Source organism: Pseudomonas sp. J380 (assembly GCF_009827115.1).
GTDB lineage: Bacteria > Pseudomonadota > Gammaproteobacteria > Pseudomonadales > Pseudomonadaceae > Aquipseudomonas > Aquipseudomonas paracarnis.
On record NZ_CP043060.1, the window covers coordinates 3,818,754 to 3,838,296 of the forward strand.

Below are 19,543 nucleotides of genomic sequence, written 5' to 3' on the forward strand. Positions count from 1 at the left end.
TTACTAAATAACCAGAATCGCCCTACAAAGGATCAGGATTATAGAGTAGGAAACACTTTGTAAGTCTTATCTGAAACGGTGACTGGTTTTATCTGCAAAGGAAGTGATAATGCGGGTGCTGTTTTTTTCTTTATCTGAGGGCCATACAGCCTATGTGGTACAACGGTTTTCTTGATCTGTCCGCCTGGCAACTGGTGGCAGTCACGCTGTTGATGACCCACGTGACCATTATTGGGGTCACTGTCTATCTGCACCGTTATTCGGCCCATCGCTCGCTCGAGCTCAATGCCGGCCTTAAACACTTCTTCCGCTTCTGGCTGTGGCTGACCACGGCGCAGAACACCCGCGAATGGACCGCCATCCACCGCAAGCACCACGCCAAGTGCGAAACCGTCGATGACCCGCACAGCCCGGTGATCAAGGGCTTGTCCACCGTGCTGCGCAAAGGTGCCGAGCTGTACCGCGCCGAGGCGGAAAACCCCGAGACCCTGCGTATCTACGGCAAAAACTGCCCGGACGACTGGATCGAACGCAAGCTTTACACGCGCTACCCGCTGCTGGGCGTGGCGCTCATGGGCGTAATCGACCTGCTGCTGTTCGGCACCATCGGTATCACCATCTGGGCGATCCAGATGATGTGGATTCCGTTCTGGGCCGCAGGCGTGATCAATGGCCTGGGGCATGCCGTGGGCTATCGCAACTTCGAATGCCGTGACGCCGCCACCAACCTGGTGCCGTGGGGCATCATCGTCGGCGGCGAAGAGCTGCACAACAACCACCACACTTACCCCAACTCCGCCAAGCTGTCGGTGAAGAAGTGGGAGTTCGACCTGGGTTGGGCCTGGATAAAAGTGTTCAGCTTCCTGCGCCTGGCCAAGGTGCAGCGCGTGGCCCCCATCGCCCACCGCGTCGAAGGCAAGGGCAGCCTGGACATGGACACCGCCATGGCGATCCTCAACAACCGCTTCCAGATCATGGCCCAATACCGCAAGTTGGTGATTGGCCCGCTGGTCAAGCAGGAGCTGGAGAAGGTCGATCATTCGGTGCGCCACCAGTTCCACCGCGCCAAGCGCCTGCTGTCGCGGGAAACCAGCTTGCTGGAAGACCGCCACCACTTGCGCATCCAGAGCATGCTGGAACACAGCCATGCCCTCACGGTGATCTACGAGAAGCGCCTGGCGCTGCAGCAGATCTGGCTCAAGACCAGTTCCAACGGCCACGACATGCTGGCTGCGATCAAGGAATGGGTGCATGAAGCCGAGGCCAGTGGCATCCAATCCCTGCGCGATTTTGCCCACCAGTTGAAGACTTACTCGTTGCGTCCTACAGCGGCGTGAGGGCGCCGTGGGAGGGTTCGCCCTCCCACGCACTGGCTTTTTGGCGCCATTTTCCGGGCACCGTCAATGCATGCTGATCACGGAACTTCACCGCAATTCCCCTCTCTCAAAGAACACTTCGCCATCATGGTGACCCCTTGTAGTGACCGCTTTTGCACCCTGCGGCGCGCCCAGAGAGAGTTGTACCGATGGTTCACGAAAAGCCCAGCCTGCCCGATGTGCCCACCGCAGAGCCGCCGCGCCCGGCCGCGGCGGCGACCCTGTTGGCGCTTATGCATGCTCAAGGTGAAGTCGAGCGGCTGAGTGAGCGTGAGCAACTGCTCAGTTCCCTGCTGGTCAGCGTGAACGCCGTGCTGTGGGCCATCGATTGGGAAACACGCCGCGTGCTGTATGTAAGCCCGGCGTACGAGCGCCTGTTTGGCCGCTCCGCCGGCCTGCTGCTGGCCGACCACCGTGAATGGCGCAACAGCGTCCACCCCGAAGACCTCGACTACGCCGAACACAGCCTGGCCCGTGTGCTGGAACAGGGCGCCGTGGAGGACCGCGAGTACCGCATCATCACCGCTGACGGTCAGATCCGCTGGTTGAGTGACAAGTGCTACATCAACCAGCAGGTGGTGCCCGGTGAAGCGCTGATCGTGGTGGGCATCGCCGAAGACATCACCGAAAAGAAGCAACTTGAGCTGGAACTCCATCGCCTCGCCACCACCGACGTACTGACCCAAAGCAGCAACCGCCGACACTTCTTCGAACTCGCCAACCAGGCCTTCGACAACGCCTGCGTGCAGGGCACCCCGCTGGCGTTCCTGTTGCTGGACATTGATGATTTCAAAGACATCAACGATACCTACGGCCACTTGGAGGGCGACCAGGTGCTGCGGCGCATCGCGGAAAGCGGTCGCGGGGTACTGCGCCGTGGCGACCTGTTCGGGCGCATTGGCGGCGAAGAATTCGCCGCCGTCCTGCCGGGTTGCCCACCGGAGATGGCCCTGCAGGTGGCCGAGCGGTTGGGCAAGGAAATCCAGGCGTTGGTGTTCAGCTACGAAGGGCATGAATTCAATGTGACCGTCAGCCAGGGCCTGGCCGGCCTGCGTGAAGATGATTCCACCCTCGACAGCCTGTTCGCTCGGGCGGATGCGGCAATGTACGAGGCAAAACGCCAAGGCAAGAACCGCGTTATAGCCGGTTAATACTGATCAACTGTGGGAGCTGGCTTGCCTGCGATGGCGTCTTGGCTGCCCCACCGCTATCGCAGGCAAGCCAGCTCCCACAATTGATCGGTGTGTGTTTCAGGTTTTGCGCACTCGGGTCAGTTCCGACAAGCCGACCTTGAGCAGCCGCGCGGTCTTGCTGGCGGCTAGTTCTTCAAGCCCTTCGTGCTCGGTCAGCCGCGCCATTTGCACCGCCAGGTTCACCACCAGGGCTTCGCGCGAATACACCCCGCCTTCCAGTGAATAGATCCCTGCGATCAACTGCCGCAACTCCAGCGGCAAGCGCCAACGCGTGCGCAACGCCGAACCGTAGGCGGCGCCAAAGGCGTCGAGGGATTCGCCGATGGCTTCATCATCCAGGGCGCCGCCGCCCTGGCGCCAGTCTTCCAGGCAGCGCAACAAGGCCAGGTCGCCCAAGCGATGCAGGATGCAGGCGCTGTAGCAGCGCTGGTGGTCGAGCTCCAGCATGCGCGCCAGGCGCCGGGCGTAGTCGGCGCTGTCCTGGGACAATTGCCAGTGCCGCTCGGCGTAGGCCACCAGCCCAGGGTCGCCCAACACCACGTTGTGCTTGAGCGCCAGGCCCAGGATGAGGTTCATGCTCTGGCCGGGCACCAACTTATGCAGGGCCTCTGACAGGGTCTGCACTGGCGTGCCGTGGTAGCCGGCGCTGTTGGCGGCGGCGATCAGTACGGCGGTGATTTGCGGGTCGCTGTGCACCTGGTCTTCCAACTGCTTGAGGTCCAGGCCTTCGGGCCCCAGGCTGCGTTGCACGGCGGTTTTCACATCCACGCGCAGCGGCGCGCCATCGCAGACCTCGCGGCGTCGCTCCAGAAAGGCTGGCAAGGTCATACCCGGCGTCAGCGGTGGGATTTCGCAGTACACGCTTTCGCCTTCGTTGAGCAGCAGGTCTTGCAAGCGCTGGGTCAGGCTTTCCATGTTCAGCGGGCGGGTCAGGTAGGCGGTGGGCGCCAGGGGCAAGGCTTCGCGCACGCTGGCGCTGTCGTTGCGACTGCTCAGCAAGATAAACGGCAGCGAACGGCGCTTCTGGCGCACGCTGCGCAGCAGGCTCAGGCCATCCACGCTCGGCAGCTCCCAATCCGCCAGGATCAGGTCATAGGTTTTTTCTCCCAACAGCGTAGCGGCGTGCTGCCCATCGGCGCACACATCCAGCCGTGCGTCACAGCGCACATTCAACAGCACTTGCTTGAGCAGGTCCCGCGACCAAGGGTCTGCTTCGGCGATTAACACTCGGGGTACAGCGGGTAAATCAACAGCAGTCATCCAGCACGCTCCATCGGCAATGCTTGCACCTTAGACAATGCAGGCGCGTGCGTACAATGAAGCAGGCACAAAAAAACCGCCGAAGCGGTTTTTTTGTACGGGCTGTAACCTGTGGCGAGGGAGCTTGCTCCCGCTGGACTGCGCAGCAGTCCCAAATCAAAGAGCGGGGCCGCTTCGCGCCCCAGCGGGAGCAAGCTCCCTCGCCACAGTGACTAAGGTTGGTCAGAGTTCGGAGAAGCACTCTTCGATGATCGCCAGGCCTTTGTCCAACTGCTCGTCCGGCGAGGTGAGCGGCACCAGTACGCGCAACACGTTGCCGTAGGTGCCGCAGGACAGCAGGATCAGGCCCTTGTCACGTGCCTTGGCTACCACGGAGGCAACAGCGGCAGCGTTTGGCTTGTGGGTGTCGCCGTCTTCGAACAGCTCGACCGCGATCATCGCGCCCAGGGCACGCACTTCGCCGATCACCGGGTACTTGGCCTGGATGGCCTTGAGACCAGTCACCAGGCGCTCGCCCACGGCCTTGCAGCGGTCTAGCAGGTGCTCTTCTTCGAACACTTCCATCACGGCCAGGGCTGCTGCGCAGGCAATCGGGCTACCGGCATAGGTGCCGCCCAGGCCGCCTGGGGCGATGGCGTCCATGTACTCGGCCTTGCCGCACACACCGGCCAGCGGGAAGCCGCCCGCGATGGATTTGGCGAAGGTGGTCAGGTCGGCGGCAACGCCCATCTGTTCCATGGCGAAGAAGGTACCGGTACGGCCGGCACCGGTTTGCACTTCGTCGGCGATCAGCAGGATGCCGTGCTTGTCGCACAGTTCGCGCAGGCGCTTCATGAAGGCTTTCGGCGCGACGTAGAAGCCGCCCTCGCCCTGCACCGGCTCGATGATGATGGCGGCGATATCACGCGGCTCGGCATCGTTCTTGAAGATGCGCTCGATGCTGGCGATGGAGTCGTCGACGCTCACACCGTGCAGTTCGTTCGGGTACAGCGCACGGAACACGCCGCCCGGCATCAAGCCCATGCCGGCCGAGTAAGGCACGACCTTACCGGTGAGGCCCAGGGTCATCATGGTGCGGCCGTGGTAGGCGCCGGTGAAGGCGATCACACCGGCACGGCCCGTGGCGGCGCGGGCGATCTTCACGGCGTTCTCCACCGCTTCGGAACCGGTGGTGACCAGCAGGGTTTTCTTGGCGAAATCACCCGGCACCTTGGCGGCGACTTTTTCGCACACTTCTACGTAGGGCTCGTAGGCCAATACCTGGAAGCAGGTGTGGGTCAGCTTGTTGAGTTGCTCGGTCACGGCCGCGATGATTTTCGGGTGTACGTGGCCGGTGTTCAGCACGGCGATACCGCCGGCGAAGTCGATGAACTCGCGACCTTCAACGTCGGTCACGGTGGCGTTCTTCGCGGAGTCGGCGAAGATCGGGTGAATCTGGCCAACACCGCGCGGTACAGCGGCTTCGCGGCGTTTCATCAGGGATGCGTTGGTCTTGCTCATAAAGTCCTCATTCGCCGCTCATCGGGCGGCGTGGCTTAAGGATAGGTGGCGGGGAGGCAACTACGGCAGCATGCGATGATCGACTGCCACAGCTTTCCCGGCCACTGCGAATAACCATGTGAAACACGCAAAGGGGCAGCGCTCTCGTGCCCTCTGCGTTTACTGCAATCCCGTGCCTTAGATACCCAGGCAGAGGTATTTGATTTCCAGGTAGTCCTCGATCCCGTACTTGGAGCCTTCACGGCCCAGGCCCGAGGCCTTGATGCCGCCGAACGGCGCCACTTCGTTGGAGATCAACCCGGTGTTGACGCCGACCATGCCGTATTCCAGGGCTTCAGCCACGCGGAACACTCGGCCCAGGTCGCGGGCATAGAAGTAGGAGGCCAGGCCGAACTCGGTGTCGTTGGACATGGCGATCACTTCGGCTTCGTCTTTGAAGCGGAACAGTGGCGCCAGCGGGCCGAAGGTTTCTTCCTTGGCCACGGCGGCGTTTTTCGGCACGTCGACCAGGATGGTCGGTTCGAAAAAGTTGCCTTCCATCACCTTGCCACCGGCCAACAACTTGGCGCCTTTGCTCAGGGCATCAGCGATATGTTCCTGCACCTTGGCCACGGCTTTTTCGTCGATCAGCGGGCCGGTGGTGGTGCCGTCTTCCAGACCGTTACCGATCTTCAATTTGGTCACCGCCACCTTGAGCTTTTCAGCGAAGGCTTCGTACACCGAATCCTGGATGTACAGGCGGTTGGCGCAGACGCAGGTCTGGCCGTTGTTGCGGTACTTGGAGATGATCGCGCCTTCGACGGCCTTATCCAGGTCAGCGTCGTCGAACACGATGAACGGTGCGTTACCGCCCAGCTCCAGGGAGACTTTCTTGATGTCCTTGGCGCATTCGGCCATCAGCTGGCGACCAATTTCGGTCGAGCCGGTGAAGGACAATTTACGCACAATGGGGTTGCTGGTCAGCTCGCCGCCGATGTCGCCAGCACTGCCGGTGACTACGCTGAGCACGCCTTTGGGGATACCGGCGCGGTGCGCCAGCTCAACCAGGGCCAGGGCCGAGAACGGGGTTTGCGAGGCCGGCTTGATCACCATGGTGCAACCGGCAGCCAGGGCCGGGCCGGCTTTGCGGGTGATCATCGCCGCCGGGAAGTTCCACGGGGTGATGGCTGCGGTCACGCCGATGGGCTGCTTGATCACGATCAGGCGCTTGTCGGGCTGGTGGCCGGGGATCACGTCACCGTAAATGCGCTTGGCTTCTTCAGCGAACCACTCGATAAAGGAGGCGGCGTAGACGATTTCGCCCTTGGCTTCGGCCAGCGGCTTGCCTTGTTCGAGGGTCATCAGGCGGCCGAGGTCGTCCTGGTTTTCGATCAGCAGTTCGAACCAGCGGCGCAGCTTGTTGGCGCGCTCCTTGGCGGTGAGTGCACGCCAGGCTGGCAGGGCCTTGTCGGCGGCTTCGATGGCGCGGCGGGTTTCCGCGGCGCCCATCTTCGGCACGGTGCCGAGAATCTCGCCCGTGGCCGGGTTGTTGACCTTGATGGTTTGACCATTGTCCGCATCGACCCAAGCGCCATCGATAAAGGCTTGCTGGCGGAACAACTGGGTGTCTTTAAGCTGCATGTCGGCTTTCCTTAACAGCACCGCGCGCACGCGGAGCGAATTAGAGTTGTTGAAAGGCGCCTTGTGGGCTGCCGTCAGGGAAATCAGCCCCAGCGCGCAGAAAAAATGAAAGAGCGCACGGGAGACAGAGCGTTTGAAATCTCAAACGAATCCTAGGATCAATGGGGGTACAGGGCAATAGGATGTTCGAAAAAAAGAACGAATATGGCGCATCCGATTCATCTTTCGGATCAAACGCACACACGACAACAGCCCCGGAGCCTTGTGGGCGCCGGGGCTGTTGGGGGCCTTGCAGCTTAAGGTTGGAACGACTTGAGCACGGCCAGCAGGCTGGTCAAGTTGTCGGCCACGCCGCCCTGGGCGACTTTCTCGGTGGCGGCGGCGCCAGCGGTGGTGTCGACGCTGTAGATCTGCATTACGCCCTGGTTGGTGGCCGCCTGAGCCAGGGTGTTTTGTTGCTGTTGGGCCGAGACCGAGTTCTGGAACAGGATTGCCGTGGCCTGGCCCATGGATTGGTAAATGGTGCTCATGGCCATCGCGGGTGATTCGGCAACCACCTTGACGTTGGTCTGAGTGACGGCATCGGTGATTTGCGGGCTGACTGTACTCATGGTTGAAACTCCTGGGTTGAGAAAGAACAACATCCGTTATTGCTCAGTGCTTACGGCTGGAACGACTTGAGCACGGTCAACAGGCTGGTGAGGTTATCCGACACGCCGCCCTGGGCGACTTTCTCGGTAGCCGCCGCACCTGCGGTGGTATCGACGCTGTAGATCTGCATCACGCCCTGGTTGGTGGCCGCCTGGGCCAGGGTGTTTTGCTGCTGCTGGGCCGACACGGCGTTCTGGAACAGAATCGCCGTGGCCTGCGCCATGGATTGATAGATAGTGCTCATCGCCATCGCAGGCGATTCGGCCACCACTTTGACGTTGGTCTGGGTGACCGCGTCGGTAATTTGCTCGTTGACTAATGGCATGATCAATTTCCTTATTTAGTACACGGTGCATTCCGTGTTCATCAATGAACGTTGCGGAACAGGCGCTGTGAAACGCAGGGTCAAGGTTTTGCAGTGGGGCCCAGCGCCGCTTCAATCTGGGCGATCAACCCCTGGATCAGTGCCTGCACTTCCTTGCGTTGCGCATCCTGGTCGGGAGCTGCGCCGTCCAACACCTGGCGCAGCGCCGCTTCACGTTGCAGGGCAGCGGTCTTGAGCGCTTGTTCGTTGGCCTTCGATTGCGCAAGCACTTCGGTAGCGCGCTTGAGGGTTTCGTCGACGGTGGCCTGGGGCGTTCCGGCGAAGATCTGCGGGTTGCGCAGCATCGCTTCGAGCCGCTGGCGGTCATCGGCAGACAGGACCGAGGGTGTGGAAGGGGGTGCCATGTCGATCTCCTTGGGTTTTACGTCGCCTGCAAAAGGGCCGCTAAAGCCGCACCTCCCTGCCGTCTTCCCAGAAACCGGCAAAGAAAAAACGCGGCGACGCAGCACAGAACGTCGCGAGCTCTGCCGGTGTCATCGCTGAGGGTTGCCGATTGAAGATGGCCGGCGGTGGCGGAACCAGATTGGCCGCGTTGTAGAGGTTGCCGACCTCATAAGCGTTGGCCGCGAATTGTGAGCAAAAGGAACCGCTGCCTATCGCTATCGACTCATTGATCCGAGCCTGCAGGGTGTCGTTGGCCTTCCAGTTCTTGAATGCAGAAAGCATCGCGTTCCACGCGCTATAACTGCCGTCGATTTCATCGCCGAGCCTGTCGAAATAGAACTGCTTGGCCGCCAGCGCCGCCGCAAACCCCAGCTCAGTGTCACGGCAGGAAAACACCATGGCGGTGCGAGGGGGTTTTTCCAGGCTCACGTCAGTCAACGCCAGGCCAGTGCCGACGCTTTCGATCACCATGGTCTTGCTCACCGCAATTGCCGGGTGGACCACATTCAGATACGTCGTGTCCTGTGAGAACACCTTGGCTTTGACCAACTGACCGGCTTTGATGAAAGCCCGCGTCGTACTGTCATCTTCTTGCTTCACCGAAAAAATAAGATCTCCAACGTCCATGATGTCGCTCCTCACTCAAGAAAAGTTGCTTTCAAGTTGCTGTTGCACCGCCCCAGCAGAACGCCGAAGCGCTGTGCTCGGTTCAGGCCGCTGGCGCGGCCCGGTTGGCCAAGGTGTCGGCGTACTTGGCGATGCTCTGGTCGATCTTGTCGATGGCCACGCTGGCGGCTTCGGCTTCCATCGCACCGGCAGCGGCAGCCACGGCGGCAGCGGCGCCTACCAGCAGGTCGGTGGCCAAGGCGCCCAAGGCGTCTTCGGCAGCGGCCGGCAGGTTGTCCTTGACGATGTTCTCGGTCATTTGCTGGAGCAGCACGGCCTGGGCCGCCAACGCGATCTTGCTGACCCCATCGAAGTACCCCGCCGCCGCTTGCGCCACCAGCCCGGCCGCCTGGCTGATCATCATGTCGGCCGGCACCGCGATCTGCGCCGGCGCATAGGCAAAGTTCTGCGCGTTGGTGAACTGCACCGCCTGCACGATCTGGCTATTGAGCGCCGCCGTGCTGTCGGATGACGGCGTGCTCACCTGGTTGAGCAGGTGCTCGTTCATGCGCGCCATGATCGAGCGCGAGGCCGGTGCGGCGGGCGCCGACGCAGGTGGGTCGGCGGCGGGCGTTGCTTGGGAGGCGGCGGGTTTCTTTCTGCTGAACCACGACATAATCAATCTCCCGAGGGCTCAGCCCTTCTCGCCAATCTGCATGATCAGCGCCACGGCCTTGGAGATCACCGCGTTGGAAATCTGATTCATCGCCTGCTGGCTGTTGACCGCGTTCTGCAACGACAGGCCCGCCGCGCTGCTGGCCACCTGGTACAGGGACGCGATGGCCTGGGCTGGCGCCTCGGCCACCACCTTGACGTTGGTTTGAGTGACCGCGTCGGTGATCTGGCTGTTGACCTCTGTCATACATCTCTCCTTGATGGCATTCACCCAGGTTTGGGTGTGGATAGCGGCGGCGTGCTGCGCTCATACCACTAGAACGCCCCACGCCAACGTCTGTGAATCGCCTTCAGCGCAAGGCACTGCGCAGCAGTTGCACACGCTTGCGCACCAGCGGCAGCTTCACGTGCAGCTCGGCGGCGATTTGTGGGTAAGGCAGGTCATCGACAAAACGCATCTCGAACAAGCGCTGCTGCAACAGCGGTAACCGTGCGACGTGCGCCTCGATCTGCTCCAGACGCTCATAACATTCCACCCGCTCCAGCACCGAGGCGCAGGGCGCGGCGAGCGCGGCAAGGTGATCGTGCTCAAGGTCCACCGAATCATCGAACAGCCGCCCCTCGCGCTTGCTGCGCCGCAGGCTGTCGAGAAACACATGATCGAGCACCAGAAACAGAAACCCCTCGGGGTCACGAATGCGCTCCGGCGAGCGCCGAAAAAACAACAGGGCCTTGATCGCCGTGGCCGCCAACCACTCCTGGCCCTGATCCAGATTGCCCTTGGCCCTCCGCAACGCCCGGCGCCTGAGCTCGCCGTGCACAGCGCGCCAACTCGCTTCGAACAAACGGTCATCGGCGGCCCATTGATCCTTGAACTGAACAGTCATCCCCATCGCCAGCACTCCTGTGCATCCTTGATGAAGGGCCAGTCTGCGAGGGCTCGACGGGGGTACGCTGTTACCTGGGGAACACCGCCACAACTAATTCAGCGCAAAAGCCTTGCGCCGCAAATGCTCGACATCGTTGATCACCATGCGCTCCAGATCGCCGCTGATCACGCCACTGCGCCGCCACACTTGCAGCTGCACATTCAACTTGGGGCGACTGGTATTCAGCATCGACGCCAACACCCCTTGGCTTGCGGGCAACGACACACTGGGCAAGGCCAACGCCAGGTCGATCTCGCCCAGGTTCGCCAATAAAAACCGCGCCAACCGCGACTCCAGCCGATGCAGGCACACCAACTCCAGCAACTCGATGGCGTGCAGCAACCTCAGCATCATCAACATCAACAAACGCCGCAGAAACGCCGGCTCCTCAAACAGCACACCAAAATGCCGGCTACCCAACTGCAACAACCGCGTGGGCCCGCTGGCAAAGGTAGAAGACTCGCGCCCATGATCCTTGATCAACGCCGTCTCCCCCACCACCTGCCCGGCCCCAGTACTGCCGATAATCTGCTCGCGCCCATCCGGCCCATGCACCACCGAATAAATCCGGCCCTCCACTACCAACGCAATGAATTCGAGGGTGTCATCCTTGAAATACAACAGCTCACGATCATCCAGCGTGCGCTCCACCATATGGGTGGCGACGTAGCGCAACAGATGCTCCGGCATACCTCGAAACAAATCGGAGCGAGCCAGCAGGGTTTGTCTGAGCGGGAGATCGAGCATCACGGTTCCTTTGGAATGCATGCGTTCACCTGAGGAATTGCGGCGTGGAAGCGGGGTTAAAGCCACAAGAGCAAAGCAAACAAAGGGACGTGCGGCGCGGGGAGTTGTGAATGAGGGTGGCGATTAGCCATTTTTTGGCGGAAATGGACGACAGGGGGCGGGGGGAATGCCGGAATGGACGCATCAGGTCGACATGGGTATGATGTCGCCCGCACAAGCATCCGTAGCTCAGCTGGATAGAGTACTGCCCTCCGAAGGCAGGGGTCGTGGGTTCGAATCCCGCCGGGTGCACCAGATGTTGAATGGAAGAGCCTCAGGTTGAAAGATCTGGGGCTTTTTTGTGGGTGGTGATTTAGTGCTTATGCAACACCTCAAACCGCGCTGATAAACCTAGTTCGGAAAGCGCTTATGCGGCACCAGCAACGTCTCATTTGTCGACGAGGTGTTTCCCTCCTTACGCGGCTTCACGACGGTTTGAAAATAAATCTGTCCCCTTTTTGGTCATAGCATCTCTTCCTAGGGGGGCCGACGGAAAAGTAGGACTTACAATATTGGCACCTTTCACAAATCCGTTAGTAAATCCATTAGGATACGGTCCATAGCGCTTTTCCATCTCAGCTAAAATATGAGTCCACTTCACCCACATCTCAACATTCATATTTTTCCCAGTAAGCACACTCAGTCGGCCGGCCGAGTCCAAAACAGAGATAAGGTTTAAAACATCCTTAGCCCGATCTTCTAGCTCAGCACTGTATAAATGACTCAAGTATGGATTGAGAAGATAATCATTACGCCATTTCTGTGAACGTGTAATCATTTGCTAAAGTCCCTTATAGCTGCATGTAATACTATAGCTTAAATTCCAAGCCTGCCGACAACGCAATATTCAGACATCCGAGATAATCTGATGAAGCTGCTGACTCGGATAGAAGACAAACTAGCAACAGAATACTATTTTGCCCTTCGCGTACGTACTAAAACCTTCAGGTCAATACGCGCTACTGTGAAAACTGCTAAACAACCGGCATCAAGCCACATTTTCGATTTTGGCAGTCAAGGGCCCTTAGTCAACAGGAATCGTAGCGGGACCAGCCATTCAGAACATCTCCATGTCATGTAACACAAGTTAAGATTATTACACTACTTATTTTTCGCAACTCCAAGACGTGTACAAAATAAAAAACCTTATAAAACATGAGCATAAGAAATTGTTACACGAGTAATACCTGCAACACCAATTTTCAGAGCCCCCTCGCCCCAGAGGTGAATTAACCTCCAGCGACATAGGTCGCAACCATGTCAGTCTTCTTCAAGGGAGTCTCTAAGCGATCTGACTGGTTACGTTTGGGACACTGCATGATCGTTTCAGCATGAAAAGTGTACAGCTTACTGTTTGGTAATCATGTGAACCAGATAGACATCCACAAATGTATTTGTACGTGGAATCGGAAAGTCGCTTGGGACCCTAGGAATTTCGGAAAGACGCGGGGTAGGAAACCCGCGGGATCGTGCTAGCGGAAAGTCACCCAGCTTAGTGAACAGGTGAACCTGGTGAACTCCAGTTCACCTGTGCATCTGCCCTACCCCGTAAGCCATTTGAGAGCACCGTTACCGATACGGTAACGATGCCCTCTTTTCTTCAAAATCCTTTCAATTTCAACGATTGAAATTTCAGTAACTTTCAACGCCTCCCACTAACTCGATCCCGCGGGTTTCACGCCCCGTACCACCTTAATACTCCCAGGGGCCCCGCCAGTTTTTGGCACCAGGCTAGCTTCCGTCGCCGAAAATTCGAATAGCTGCATGCCACTCTGTAACGACAGCGAGACCGTGGGTTGAATAGAGGGTGCGGCTTAATGGCATTTCCCAATTCCCCAGCTACTCTCCAAGCCGCTAGGTGCAGAACGCTTGCCCCGCAGCAGACGTGCGCTGACTTTCTGCGTTACACGCAGGGGCAGCGTTACATCGGATGTACGCTAGACATCTAAACTGTGTAACGGCCCTAAAAGCCAATGAAAACAGGCGCTTGGCGATAGGCGTTACACGAGTAACACGCGTTACACCGGTTTTAGAGGGGGCTGTGTAGGTGCTCTCATACTACCGCTCCAAACTGGCCCTCACGACCAGGTGAACGCTGTACCGCTGTTGGTCGGTTAAAAATAAAAATGACGCAGCCAAGGAGACAGCCAATGCCAAGATTTATCATCAACAAGAACGCCCAGGCGAATGGTGATCATGAAGTCCATGATGCGACCAACGGATGCCGGTTCATGCCTTCCCTTGAAAACCAGGTCGAAGTTGGCACCTATCCCACTTGTCATGGAGCCGTAGCCGCAGCTAAACAAAAATGGTCGGATAGCCGGATTAACGGCTGCTACTACTGTTCCAACCAGTGTCACACCAGCTAGTAACCCAAAATAGATGGCAGCATTGCATAGGGCATTAATGGGCCAGGCGAGCTGGCCGTGTATGCCCACATGTATGCCTAACCGAAAACTTGTCTGCCAGCCTCGGTAAATACTGGGGCTTCATAGCCCAGTTCAAACGACGCCGGGGCACCAGATTTGGAATGAAAAAGCCTCAGGTCGGGAGATCTGGGGCTTTTTTGTGCGTTTGGTGGGTGGTGAGAGAGTGTTGAGTCGCGTCGGGATAGTAGAGGTGAAAATAAATCCCCTTTTCCCCTCCCTTTTTCCCAAGCAGTTTTCCAGCTCTACGATCATTACGATTTCACCGTCTTGAGCGCCGGTCTCAAGCAAAGAAGAAACGCCTACACAGGAACCTCCGCCCTGATCAGCGTACCGCCTTCGGCCAGATTGCGGGCAGTAATGGTACCGCCATGGGCGTGGCAGATCGCACGGGCGATGGACAAGCCTAGCCCGCTCCCCCCCGAGTAACGTGCCCTGGAGCGCTCTGCACGCCAGAAGCGGTCGAACACGCTGTCCAGATGCTGGGCTTCGATACCTGGCCCTCGGTCACCGACTTCAATCACCACCGAACCGTGAACCCGGCGCGCCGTTACATTCAACTCGCCTCCCCCGGCCGCATAACGCAGCAAGTTATCGACCAGAATGTTGATCACCTGGCCCAGGCGATCACGATCGGCATGCATACGAAGCCCATCAGCAATACTGACCTGCGTCAGCACGCAAGCCTCATCCAACTGCGGCTGGAACCACGCCAACCGCTCCGCCACCAGAGCTACCAGAGAAAACTCGCTGCGCTCCAGCACCAGCCGGCCAGCACGAGCCATCGACAACAGGTGCAAATCATCCACCAGCTTTCTGAGTTGATCGAGCTGACGCTTGACCATGCCCAACTGCATGGCATCGCTGGGGAATACCTCATCGAGCATACCCTGCACGCGCCCCATGGCGGCGTTCAAGGGTGTGCGCAGTTCGTGGGCAATGACCGCGCTGGATTCACGCACATCGCGCTCATAGCGCTCCAGTTGCGTGGTCATGCTGTTGAAGTCGCTGACCAGCCGTTGCAGCTCGTCGGGCGCGTCGCGGTGCACCGGCAGGCGAGTCAGGAAATCACCGCCGGCGACTCGCCGGGCGCCCTGGGCAATTGCCGAGAACTGGCTGGACAAGGGCCGCGAAAACCACAGGCCGAAGCCAATGATGATAGGGATCGCGGCCAGCACCAGGCCGATCAGTATCAGCCAGTCGCGATTGGCGATAGCCGGCTGGAAATAGTCCAGCGGATAGTACTGGGCAACCACTTGACGCAAGCGTGCCTCATTGAGCTCTGGCTCGGCGCGCAACGCCAGCAGCTCCTCACGCGGCCCAGGCGGCAGATGCTGCACAAAATACCAGTCCGACAGTGTGACGTTGATCCACATGCACACCGAGATCACCACCACCGCGCCGATCGCCAGCAGGCTCATGCGCAGGCCGATCCAGCGCCACATGGGTTTGTCGTTGACCCGCGGTTGCTCAAGCATGTGCGTTACCTGAATCGATAGCCAATGGAGCGCACCGTGACCAGAACGCCGGTGATGCCGTGGTTTTCCAGCTTGCGGCGCAGGTTGTGCACGTGGGTGTCGACGACGCGGGCCAGGGCTTCGCTTTCCGGTAGGCAGATTTCCAGCAACTCATCACGAGTGAAGGCCTTGGACGGCGTCTTGAGCAACGTCACCAGCAGCTTAAATTCCGTTGGGGTCAGGTCCAGCCATTGCGGTGGTGCTTCGCCCTGCTCAATGGCCGCGGTAAACGCAACAAGATCCACCCGCAGGTTTTCATGGCGCAGCAGGTGTTCGACCGGTTGGTTGCCGGTGGTGCGCCGCAACACCGCGTGCACCCGCGCCACCACTTCGCGCGGGCTGTAAGGCTTGACCACATAGTCGTCCGCGCCATAACGCAAGGCACCGAGTTTTTCCGGTTCGTCGCCCATGGCCGTGACCATGATGACCGGCGTGTCACTGCTACGGCGCACGGCGGATAACACCTCGGTGCCGCTCAAGCGCGGAAGCATCACGTCGAGCAGGATCAGGTCGGGCTGCCAGCTTTTGTACAGGTCCAGACCGCGCTGGCCGTCTTCGGCCAGGGCCACCTCATAGCCATCCCGGAGCAAGTAGGCTTCGAGAATGTTGGCGCTGTCGGCGTCGTCTTCGACGATGAGGATACGTTTTCCTGACACAAAGAAGCCTCTTGATGAAACCTTGATAATTTACGAACGGTTTATTGAAAGTGCGCTGCCAGTATTGCCCTACGCCCGCTTTCGCGAGCCGATCCTATGCCGACCACTGCATCGCTGTCCAAGCCTATCAACGGGCCTGAACAGCTCGATCAGAGGGAGGTGTTGTGTCGCGCGTCGGCGGGCGCACTGCTGTCTTCTTTTGCACATAGGGCTTGACCATGAACTTCACCACCTCCCCTACCCACAACGTTCTGTTGGGCGCCGTCACGCTGCTGTGCTGCGCGCTCGCGCCCCAGGCTCAGGCGACCGACGCCAGCCCGACAGCCGAAGAAACCACCGTTACCCTGGGCCTTGGCATGGGTGTCACGCCTCGCTACATGGGTGCTGACCGCTACCGTCCGCTCGTACTGCCGATGCTCAGCATCCAGCACGGAGCGTTGTTCGCCGACACCACTCGCGGCGTGGGCCTGCAATTTCAATCCGAAAGTGGTTTTAGCGCCAGCGCAGCGATCAACTACGACCTGGGCCGCAAAGAGAAGGACAGCATCACCAGCCCGGGCGGCGACGAGCTCAGAGGTATGGGCGATATCAACGGCGCAACCGTCGCCGACTTTACCCTCAGCCAACAACTGCTTGACTGGCTGTCGGTCAACGGCGAAGCCGAACTGCGCATGGCCGGCGAGCACCGAGGCAACCGTTACCGCTTTGGCCTGGAAGGCATCTTGTTGCACACAGACCGCGACACCCTGAGCCTGGCCATCGACGCCCATGCCGGCGATAGCCGCTACAACCAGACGTTCTTCGGCGTCACCCAGGCTCAGAGCCAACGCTCGATCTACAGCAAGTACACCGCCGACGCCGGGATCTATGCCTACTCCGCTGCCTTGAACTGGCAGCACACCTTCGACGCGCACTGGTCAACGCTGGCCAGCCTGACGCTGACTCAATACGCTGACCAGGCCAGCGACAGCCCGCTGGTAAGGCGCGAAACCGCAGGCTTGGGCCTGTTTGCAATCAACTACACGTTCTGACAACAAGCCCCGGGTATGCAGGCTTCATCTGAACTATCCCTGGGGCAGATTCCAGTCCTGTGCGAATGGCTTTTCAGACCGCGCAAGGTTCTCCCCATCAGGGCGTACACACGATGATCCGTTTGAAGTACCTGTCCAAAAGAGCCGTGCTGCTCTATGCGCTATTGATGAGTATCGGCAGTCAAGCCTCCCCCACCCTGCATACCGAAGCGTTCGTGCATCCTGGCCTGCTCCAGACCCGGGAGGACTTCACGCGGATACGCGAGAAGCTGGCCAACTATAACCAGCCGTGGCTGGCCGGCTGGCAGAAGCTGATCGCCAACCCCCATGCCTCATTAGCCTGGCAGCCCAACCCGATGCCGGTGGTGTACCCCACTTCAGGCGGCCCGAATAACGACAGTGTTCTGTTCAACGACGCAGCCGCCGCGTATGCACTGGCCCTGCGCTGGCAGATCTCCAACAACCCGGCGTATGCCGACAAGGCCGTGAGTATTTTGAACCAGTGGGCCTTGACCCTCACCGCGATCAAAGACAAGCCCGGCAGAGCTTTGGTGGCAGGCTTGTACGGCTACCAACTGGCCAACGCGGCCGAACTGCTGCGCAGCTACCCAAAGTGGCGGGCGGAAGATTTCCAGCGTTTTCAAGGCATGATGCTCACTGTGTTCTACCCCATCAATCATGACTTCCTGGTGAACCACGACGGCGCCCGGCCTGATCATCATGGGGCCAGCTGGGACCTAGCCAACATGAACTCGATGCTGGCCATCGGCGTACTGACCGACCGCCGCGATCTCTACAACGAGGCCGTCGACTACTTCAAGCACGGCACCGGTAACGGCGCCATCGCCCACGCGGTGTGGAAGCTCTACGGCGATGGCCTTGGTCAAGTCCAGGAAAGCGGACGTGATCAGTCACACGCAATGCTCGACATAGCCCTGCTCGGCAGTTTCTGCCAAATGGCCTGGAGCCAGGGCAACGACCTGTTCGGCTACCAGAACAACCGCGTGCTGCAGGGCGCCGAGTATGTGGCCAAGTACAACCTTGGCCAGGAGGTGCCGTTTACCCCCATCCCCAACAGCAGCTTCAAACAGACCGTCATCTCGGCCGATCATCGCGGCGAAACCCGTCCGATATGGGAACTGCTCTACAACCACTACGCCGTGCGAAAGGGCCTCAGCGCACCGAATGTGCAGGCCATGGCAAATAACGTCCAAGTGGAAGGTGGTGGCGGGGATTATGGTGCTGACAGGGTTGGCTACGTCCAGCTGGGGTATGGGACGTTGCTGTATTCGTTGGGGGAATACGGTTTGTCGCAGATGCAGTTAATGCCTTAGAGGTATATCACCGAAGCTGCGCTGCGCATTACAAATGCGTCCTTTCTACCTGTCAAATTCGAGGAATGGCAAGAACGCATTGGTGTGTTGGAAATGTCAAAGGACGCCAGCACCATCGCCGCAGAAGTGTGGAGCCAGATATGAATGAAACACCCGAGGTCTTTAGACCCGGGGCTTTTTTGTGAGCCACTTGCACGCGCAACTCGATGTTGCTACGAGTGGCTAAGCGCCTACATCCCGATGGGTTGAGTATTACGAAGGCCTTGATGAATTCCCGGAATGCTGCTTTTCCAGGCTTGAAATTTCACCGCGCAACACCCCCTCCAACACCCCAAAAAAACCCTGAATATGCCCCTGCTTCAACGCCTGTGGCCGCGTAACCAAATAAACCTCCATCGCCGGCAGTTCTATCTCCGGAAAAACCTCACTCAACCCCGTCGCCAATATACGCGGCAACACTGCCACCCCCATCCCCCGCCTCACCGATTCAAGCTGCACCGCAAACGAACTCACCCTGATCGGCGCATGGTCCAGCCCCGCAGCTTTCGCGGCGCGCATTTGCGGGAGCAGATCCAGCGGTGGCAGCAAGGCAATACTGGCGGCAGTGGCTGGCGTTAGCGCAGGAAAACGTTGCAGGTATTCGGCGGTGGCGAACACGCCGTAGTCCAGTTTGCCGAGCCCTCGGTAGATCAGGGAAGGTTCGCCCAGGTGTACGGTGCGTATGGCAATGTCGGCCACGCCTCGTACGATTTTGTGAAAGTCGGTGGTGACCTGCAGTTCTACCGAGCAGCCTGGGTGCTGCGCGGTGAAACGGCTGACGGCCTCGAGCACGCTGGCAGAGAAGCCTTCGCCGGCGCTCACCAGCACGGTGCCGCTGAGGGTTTTGGGCGTGCCATCGGCGGGGGCCTGACGTCGCAGGCCGGATTCGGCTGCCAGGGCGACGTCTACCAGGGCTTGGCCTCGGGAGGTGAGCCGGCAGCCTTCCACGCCGCGTTCCACCAGTGGCTCGCCCAGGGCGGTTTCCAGTTGGGTGAGGCGGCGGGAGACGGTAGAGGCCGCGATACCCAGTAATTGGCCTGCCTGTAAAAAGCTGCCGCGCCGTGAGACTGCCAGCAGCAGTCGAAGATCGTCCCAATTTGCCTGCAATGCCATATCTCCGCGCTTCCCTGGTGTGCAGATGTGCAAAGCCATTATGCCGCAGGCACTGTTTTTAC

20 protein-coding genes and 1 tRNA gene are annotated in these 19,543 nt (G+C 59.5%); 5 read left to right on the top strand and 16 right to left on the bottom strand.

Features of this window, described 5'->3' with window-relative positions:
* Positions 1-152 precede the first annotated feature (152 nt).
* A complete protein-coding gene (desA, locus tag FXO12_RS17285) occupies positions 153-1,337 on the top strand; it encodes a delta-9 fatty acid desaturase DesA (RefSeq protein ID WP_032894197.1) in 1,185 nt (394 codons plus the stop codon).
* Positions 1,338-1,525: 188 nt separating this feature from the next.
* On the top strand, positions 1,526-2,527 hold the full coding sequence (locus tag FXO12_RS17290; RefSeq protein WP_034125448.1) for a sensor domain-containing diguanylate cyclase: 1,002 nt from the start codon (positions 1,526-1,528) through the stop codon (positions 2,525-2,527).
* 99 nt (positions 2,528-2,626) lie between these two features.
* On the opposite strand, the gene FXO12_RS17295 is transcribed toward FXO12_RS17290, so the two are convergent.
* The 11 genes from FXO12_RS17295 to FXO12_RS17345 all read right to left on the bottom strand — a co-directional run bounded on the left by FXO12_RS17295 (position 2,627) and on the right by FXO12_RS17345 (position 11,347).
* Positions 2,627-3,829, bottom strand: coding sequence for an HDOD domain-containing protein (locus FXO12_RS17295; protein WP_057978436.1), 1,203 nt, complete (start codon positions 3,827-3,829; stop codon positions 2,627-2,629).
* A 222-nt stretch (positions 3,830-4,051) separates the two neighbouring features.
* Positions 4,052-5,329 carry a 4-aminobutyrate--2-oxoglutarate transaminase gene (gene gabT, locus FXO12_RS17300; protein WP_014716416.1) on the bottom strand — a complete coding sequence of 426 codons (1,278 nt, stop codon included), beginning with the start codon at positions 5,327-5,329 and terminating at the stop codon, positions 4,052-4,054.
* Positions 5,330-5,506: 177 nt separating this feature from the next.
* Positions 5,507-6,949 carry an NADP-dependent succinate-semialdehyde dehydrogenase gene (gene gabD / locus FXO12_RS17305; RefSeq protein WP_057978435.1) on the bottom strand — a complete coding sequence of 481 codons (1,443 nt, stop codon included), beginning with the start codon at positions 6,947-6,949 and terminating at the stop codon, positions 5,507-5,509.
* 296 nt (positions 6,950-7,245) lie between these two features.
* Positions 7,246-7,560 (bottom strand): RebB family R body protein, encoded by a 315-nt coding sequence (locus FXO12_RS17310; RefSeq protein WP_003187551.1) that lies wholly within the window; start codon positions 7,558-7,560, stop codon positions 7,246-7,248.
* A 50-nt stretch (positions 7,561-7,610) separates the two neighbouring features.
* A complete protein-coding gene (locus tag FXO12_RS17315; RefSeq protein ID WP_003187550.1) occupies positions 7,611-7,925 on the bottom strand; it encodes a RebB family R body protein in 315 nt (104 codons plus the stop codon).
* A gap of 80 nt (positions 7,926-8,005) precedes the next feature.
* Positions 8,006-8,329 carry a hypothetical protein gene (locus FXO12_RS17320; RefSeq protein ID WP_057978433.1) on the bottom strand — a complete coding sequence of 108 codons (324 nt, stop codon included), beginning with the start codon at positions 8,327-8,329 and terminating at the stop codon, positions 8,006-8,008.
* Between the two features lie 40 nt (positions 8,330-8,369).
* Positions 8,370-8,996 (bottom strand): hypothetical protein, encoded by a 627-nt coding sequence (locus tag FXO12_RS17325; protein WP_057978431.1) that lies wholly within the window; start codon positions 8,994-8,996, stop codon positions 8,370-8,372.
* A gap of 82 nt (positions 8,997-9,078) precedes the next feature.
* Complete coding sequence (locus FXO12_RS17330; protein ID WP_057978429.1) at positions 9,079-9,651, bottom strand: hypothetical protein; 573 nt, start codon at positions 9,649-9,651, stop codon at positions 9,079-9,081.
* A gap of 18 nt (positions 9,652-9,669) precedes the next feature.
* On the bottom strand, positions 9,670-9,897 hold the full coding sequence (locus FXO12_RS17335) for a RebB family R body protein (protein ID WP_003187543.1): 228 nt from the start codon (positions 9,895-9,897) through the stop codon (positions 9,670-9,672).
* 103 nt (positions 9,898-10,000) lie between these two features.
* Entirely contained in the window at positions 10,001-10,543 is a 543-nt protein-coding gene (locus FXO12_RS17340) for an RNA polymerase sigma factor (protein ID WP_172415492.1), read from the bottom strand.
* Between the two features lie 87 nt (positions 10,544-10,630).
* A complete protein-coding gene (locus FXO12_RS17345) occupies positions 10,631-11,347 on the bottom strand; it encodes a Crp/Fnr family transcriptional regulator (RefSeq protein WP_034125442.1) in 717 nt (238 codons plus the stop codon).
* 196 nt (positions 11,348-11,543) lie between these two features.
* On the opposite strand from FXO12_RS17345, the gene FXO12_RS17350 reads away from it, so the two are divergent.
* A tRNA-Arg gene (locus tag FXO12_RS17350) sits at positions 11,544-11,620 on the top strand.
* A 160-nt stretch (positions 11,621-11,780) separates the two neighbouring features.
* Here FXO12_RS17350 and FXO12_RS17355 read toward each other — a convergent pair.
* The 4 genes from FXO12_RS17355 to FXO12_RS17370 all read right to left on the bottom strand — a co-directional run bounded on the left by FXO12_RS17355 (position 11,781) and on the right by FXO12_RS17370 (position 15,964).
* The gene (locus FXO12_RS17355; RefSeq protein WP_125919910.1) at positions 11,781-12,143 is read right to left on the bottom strand and encodes a hypothetical protein; all 363 of its coding nucleotides are present in this window, start codon (positions 12,141-12,143) and stop codon (positions 11,781-11,783) included.
* Between the two features lie 1,336 nt (positions 12,144-13,479).
* Positions 13,480-13,803 carry a hypothetical protein gene (locus FXO12_RS17360; RefSeq protein ID WP_157717969.1) on the bottom strand — a complete coding sequence of 108 codons (324 nt, stop codon included), beginning with the start codon at positions 13,801-13,803 and terminating at the stop codon, positions 13,480-13,482.
* Positions 13,804-14,093: 290 nt separating this feature from the next.
* Positions 14,094-15,269 (bottom strand): cell wall metabolism sensor histidine kinase WalK, encoded by a 1,176-nt coding sequence (locus FXO12_RS17365; RefSeq protein ID WP_054896825.1) that lies wholly within the window; start codon positions 15,267-15,269, stop codon positions 14,094-14,096.
* 5 nt (positions 15,270-15,274) lie between these two features.
* Positions 15,275-15,964, bottom strand: coding sequence for a response regulator (locus tag FXO12_RS17370; RefSeq protein WP_003187519.1), 690 nt, complete (start codon positions 15,962-15,964; stop codon positions 15,275-15,277).
* Positions 15,965-16,182: 218 nt separating this feature from the next.
* On the opposite strand from FXO12_RS17370, the gene FXO12_RS17375 reads away from it, so the two are divergent.
* Complete coding sequence (locus tag FXO12_RS17375) at positions 16,183-16,995, top strand: MipA/OmpV family protein (RefSeq protein ID WP_057978425.1); 813 nt, start codon at positions 16,183-16,185, stop codon at positions 16,993-16,995.
* 113 nt (positions 16,996-17,108) lie between these two features.
* Positions 17,109-18,329: an alginate lyase family protein gene (locus FXO12_RS17380; protein WP_057978423.1), complete on the top strand. Its 1,221-nt coding sequence runs from the start codon at positions 17,109-17,111 to the stop codon at positions 18,327-18,329.
* Positions 18,330-18,581: 252 nt separating this feature from the next.
* Here the strand turns inward: FXO12_RS17380 and FXO12_RS17385 are convergent, their stop codons facing one another.
* Complete coding sequence (locus tag FXO12_RS17385; RefSeq protein WP_057978421.1) at positions 18,582-19,481, bottom strand: LysR family transcriptional regulator; 900 nt, start codon at positions 19,479-19,481, stop codon at positions 18,582-18,584.
* Positions 19,482-19,543: the final 62 nt, after the last annotated feature.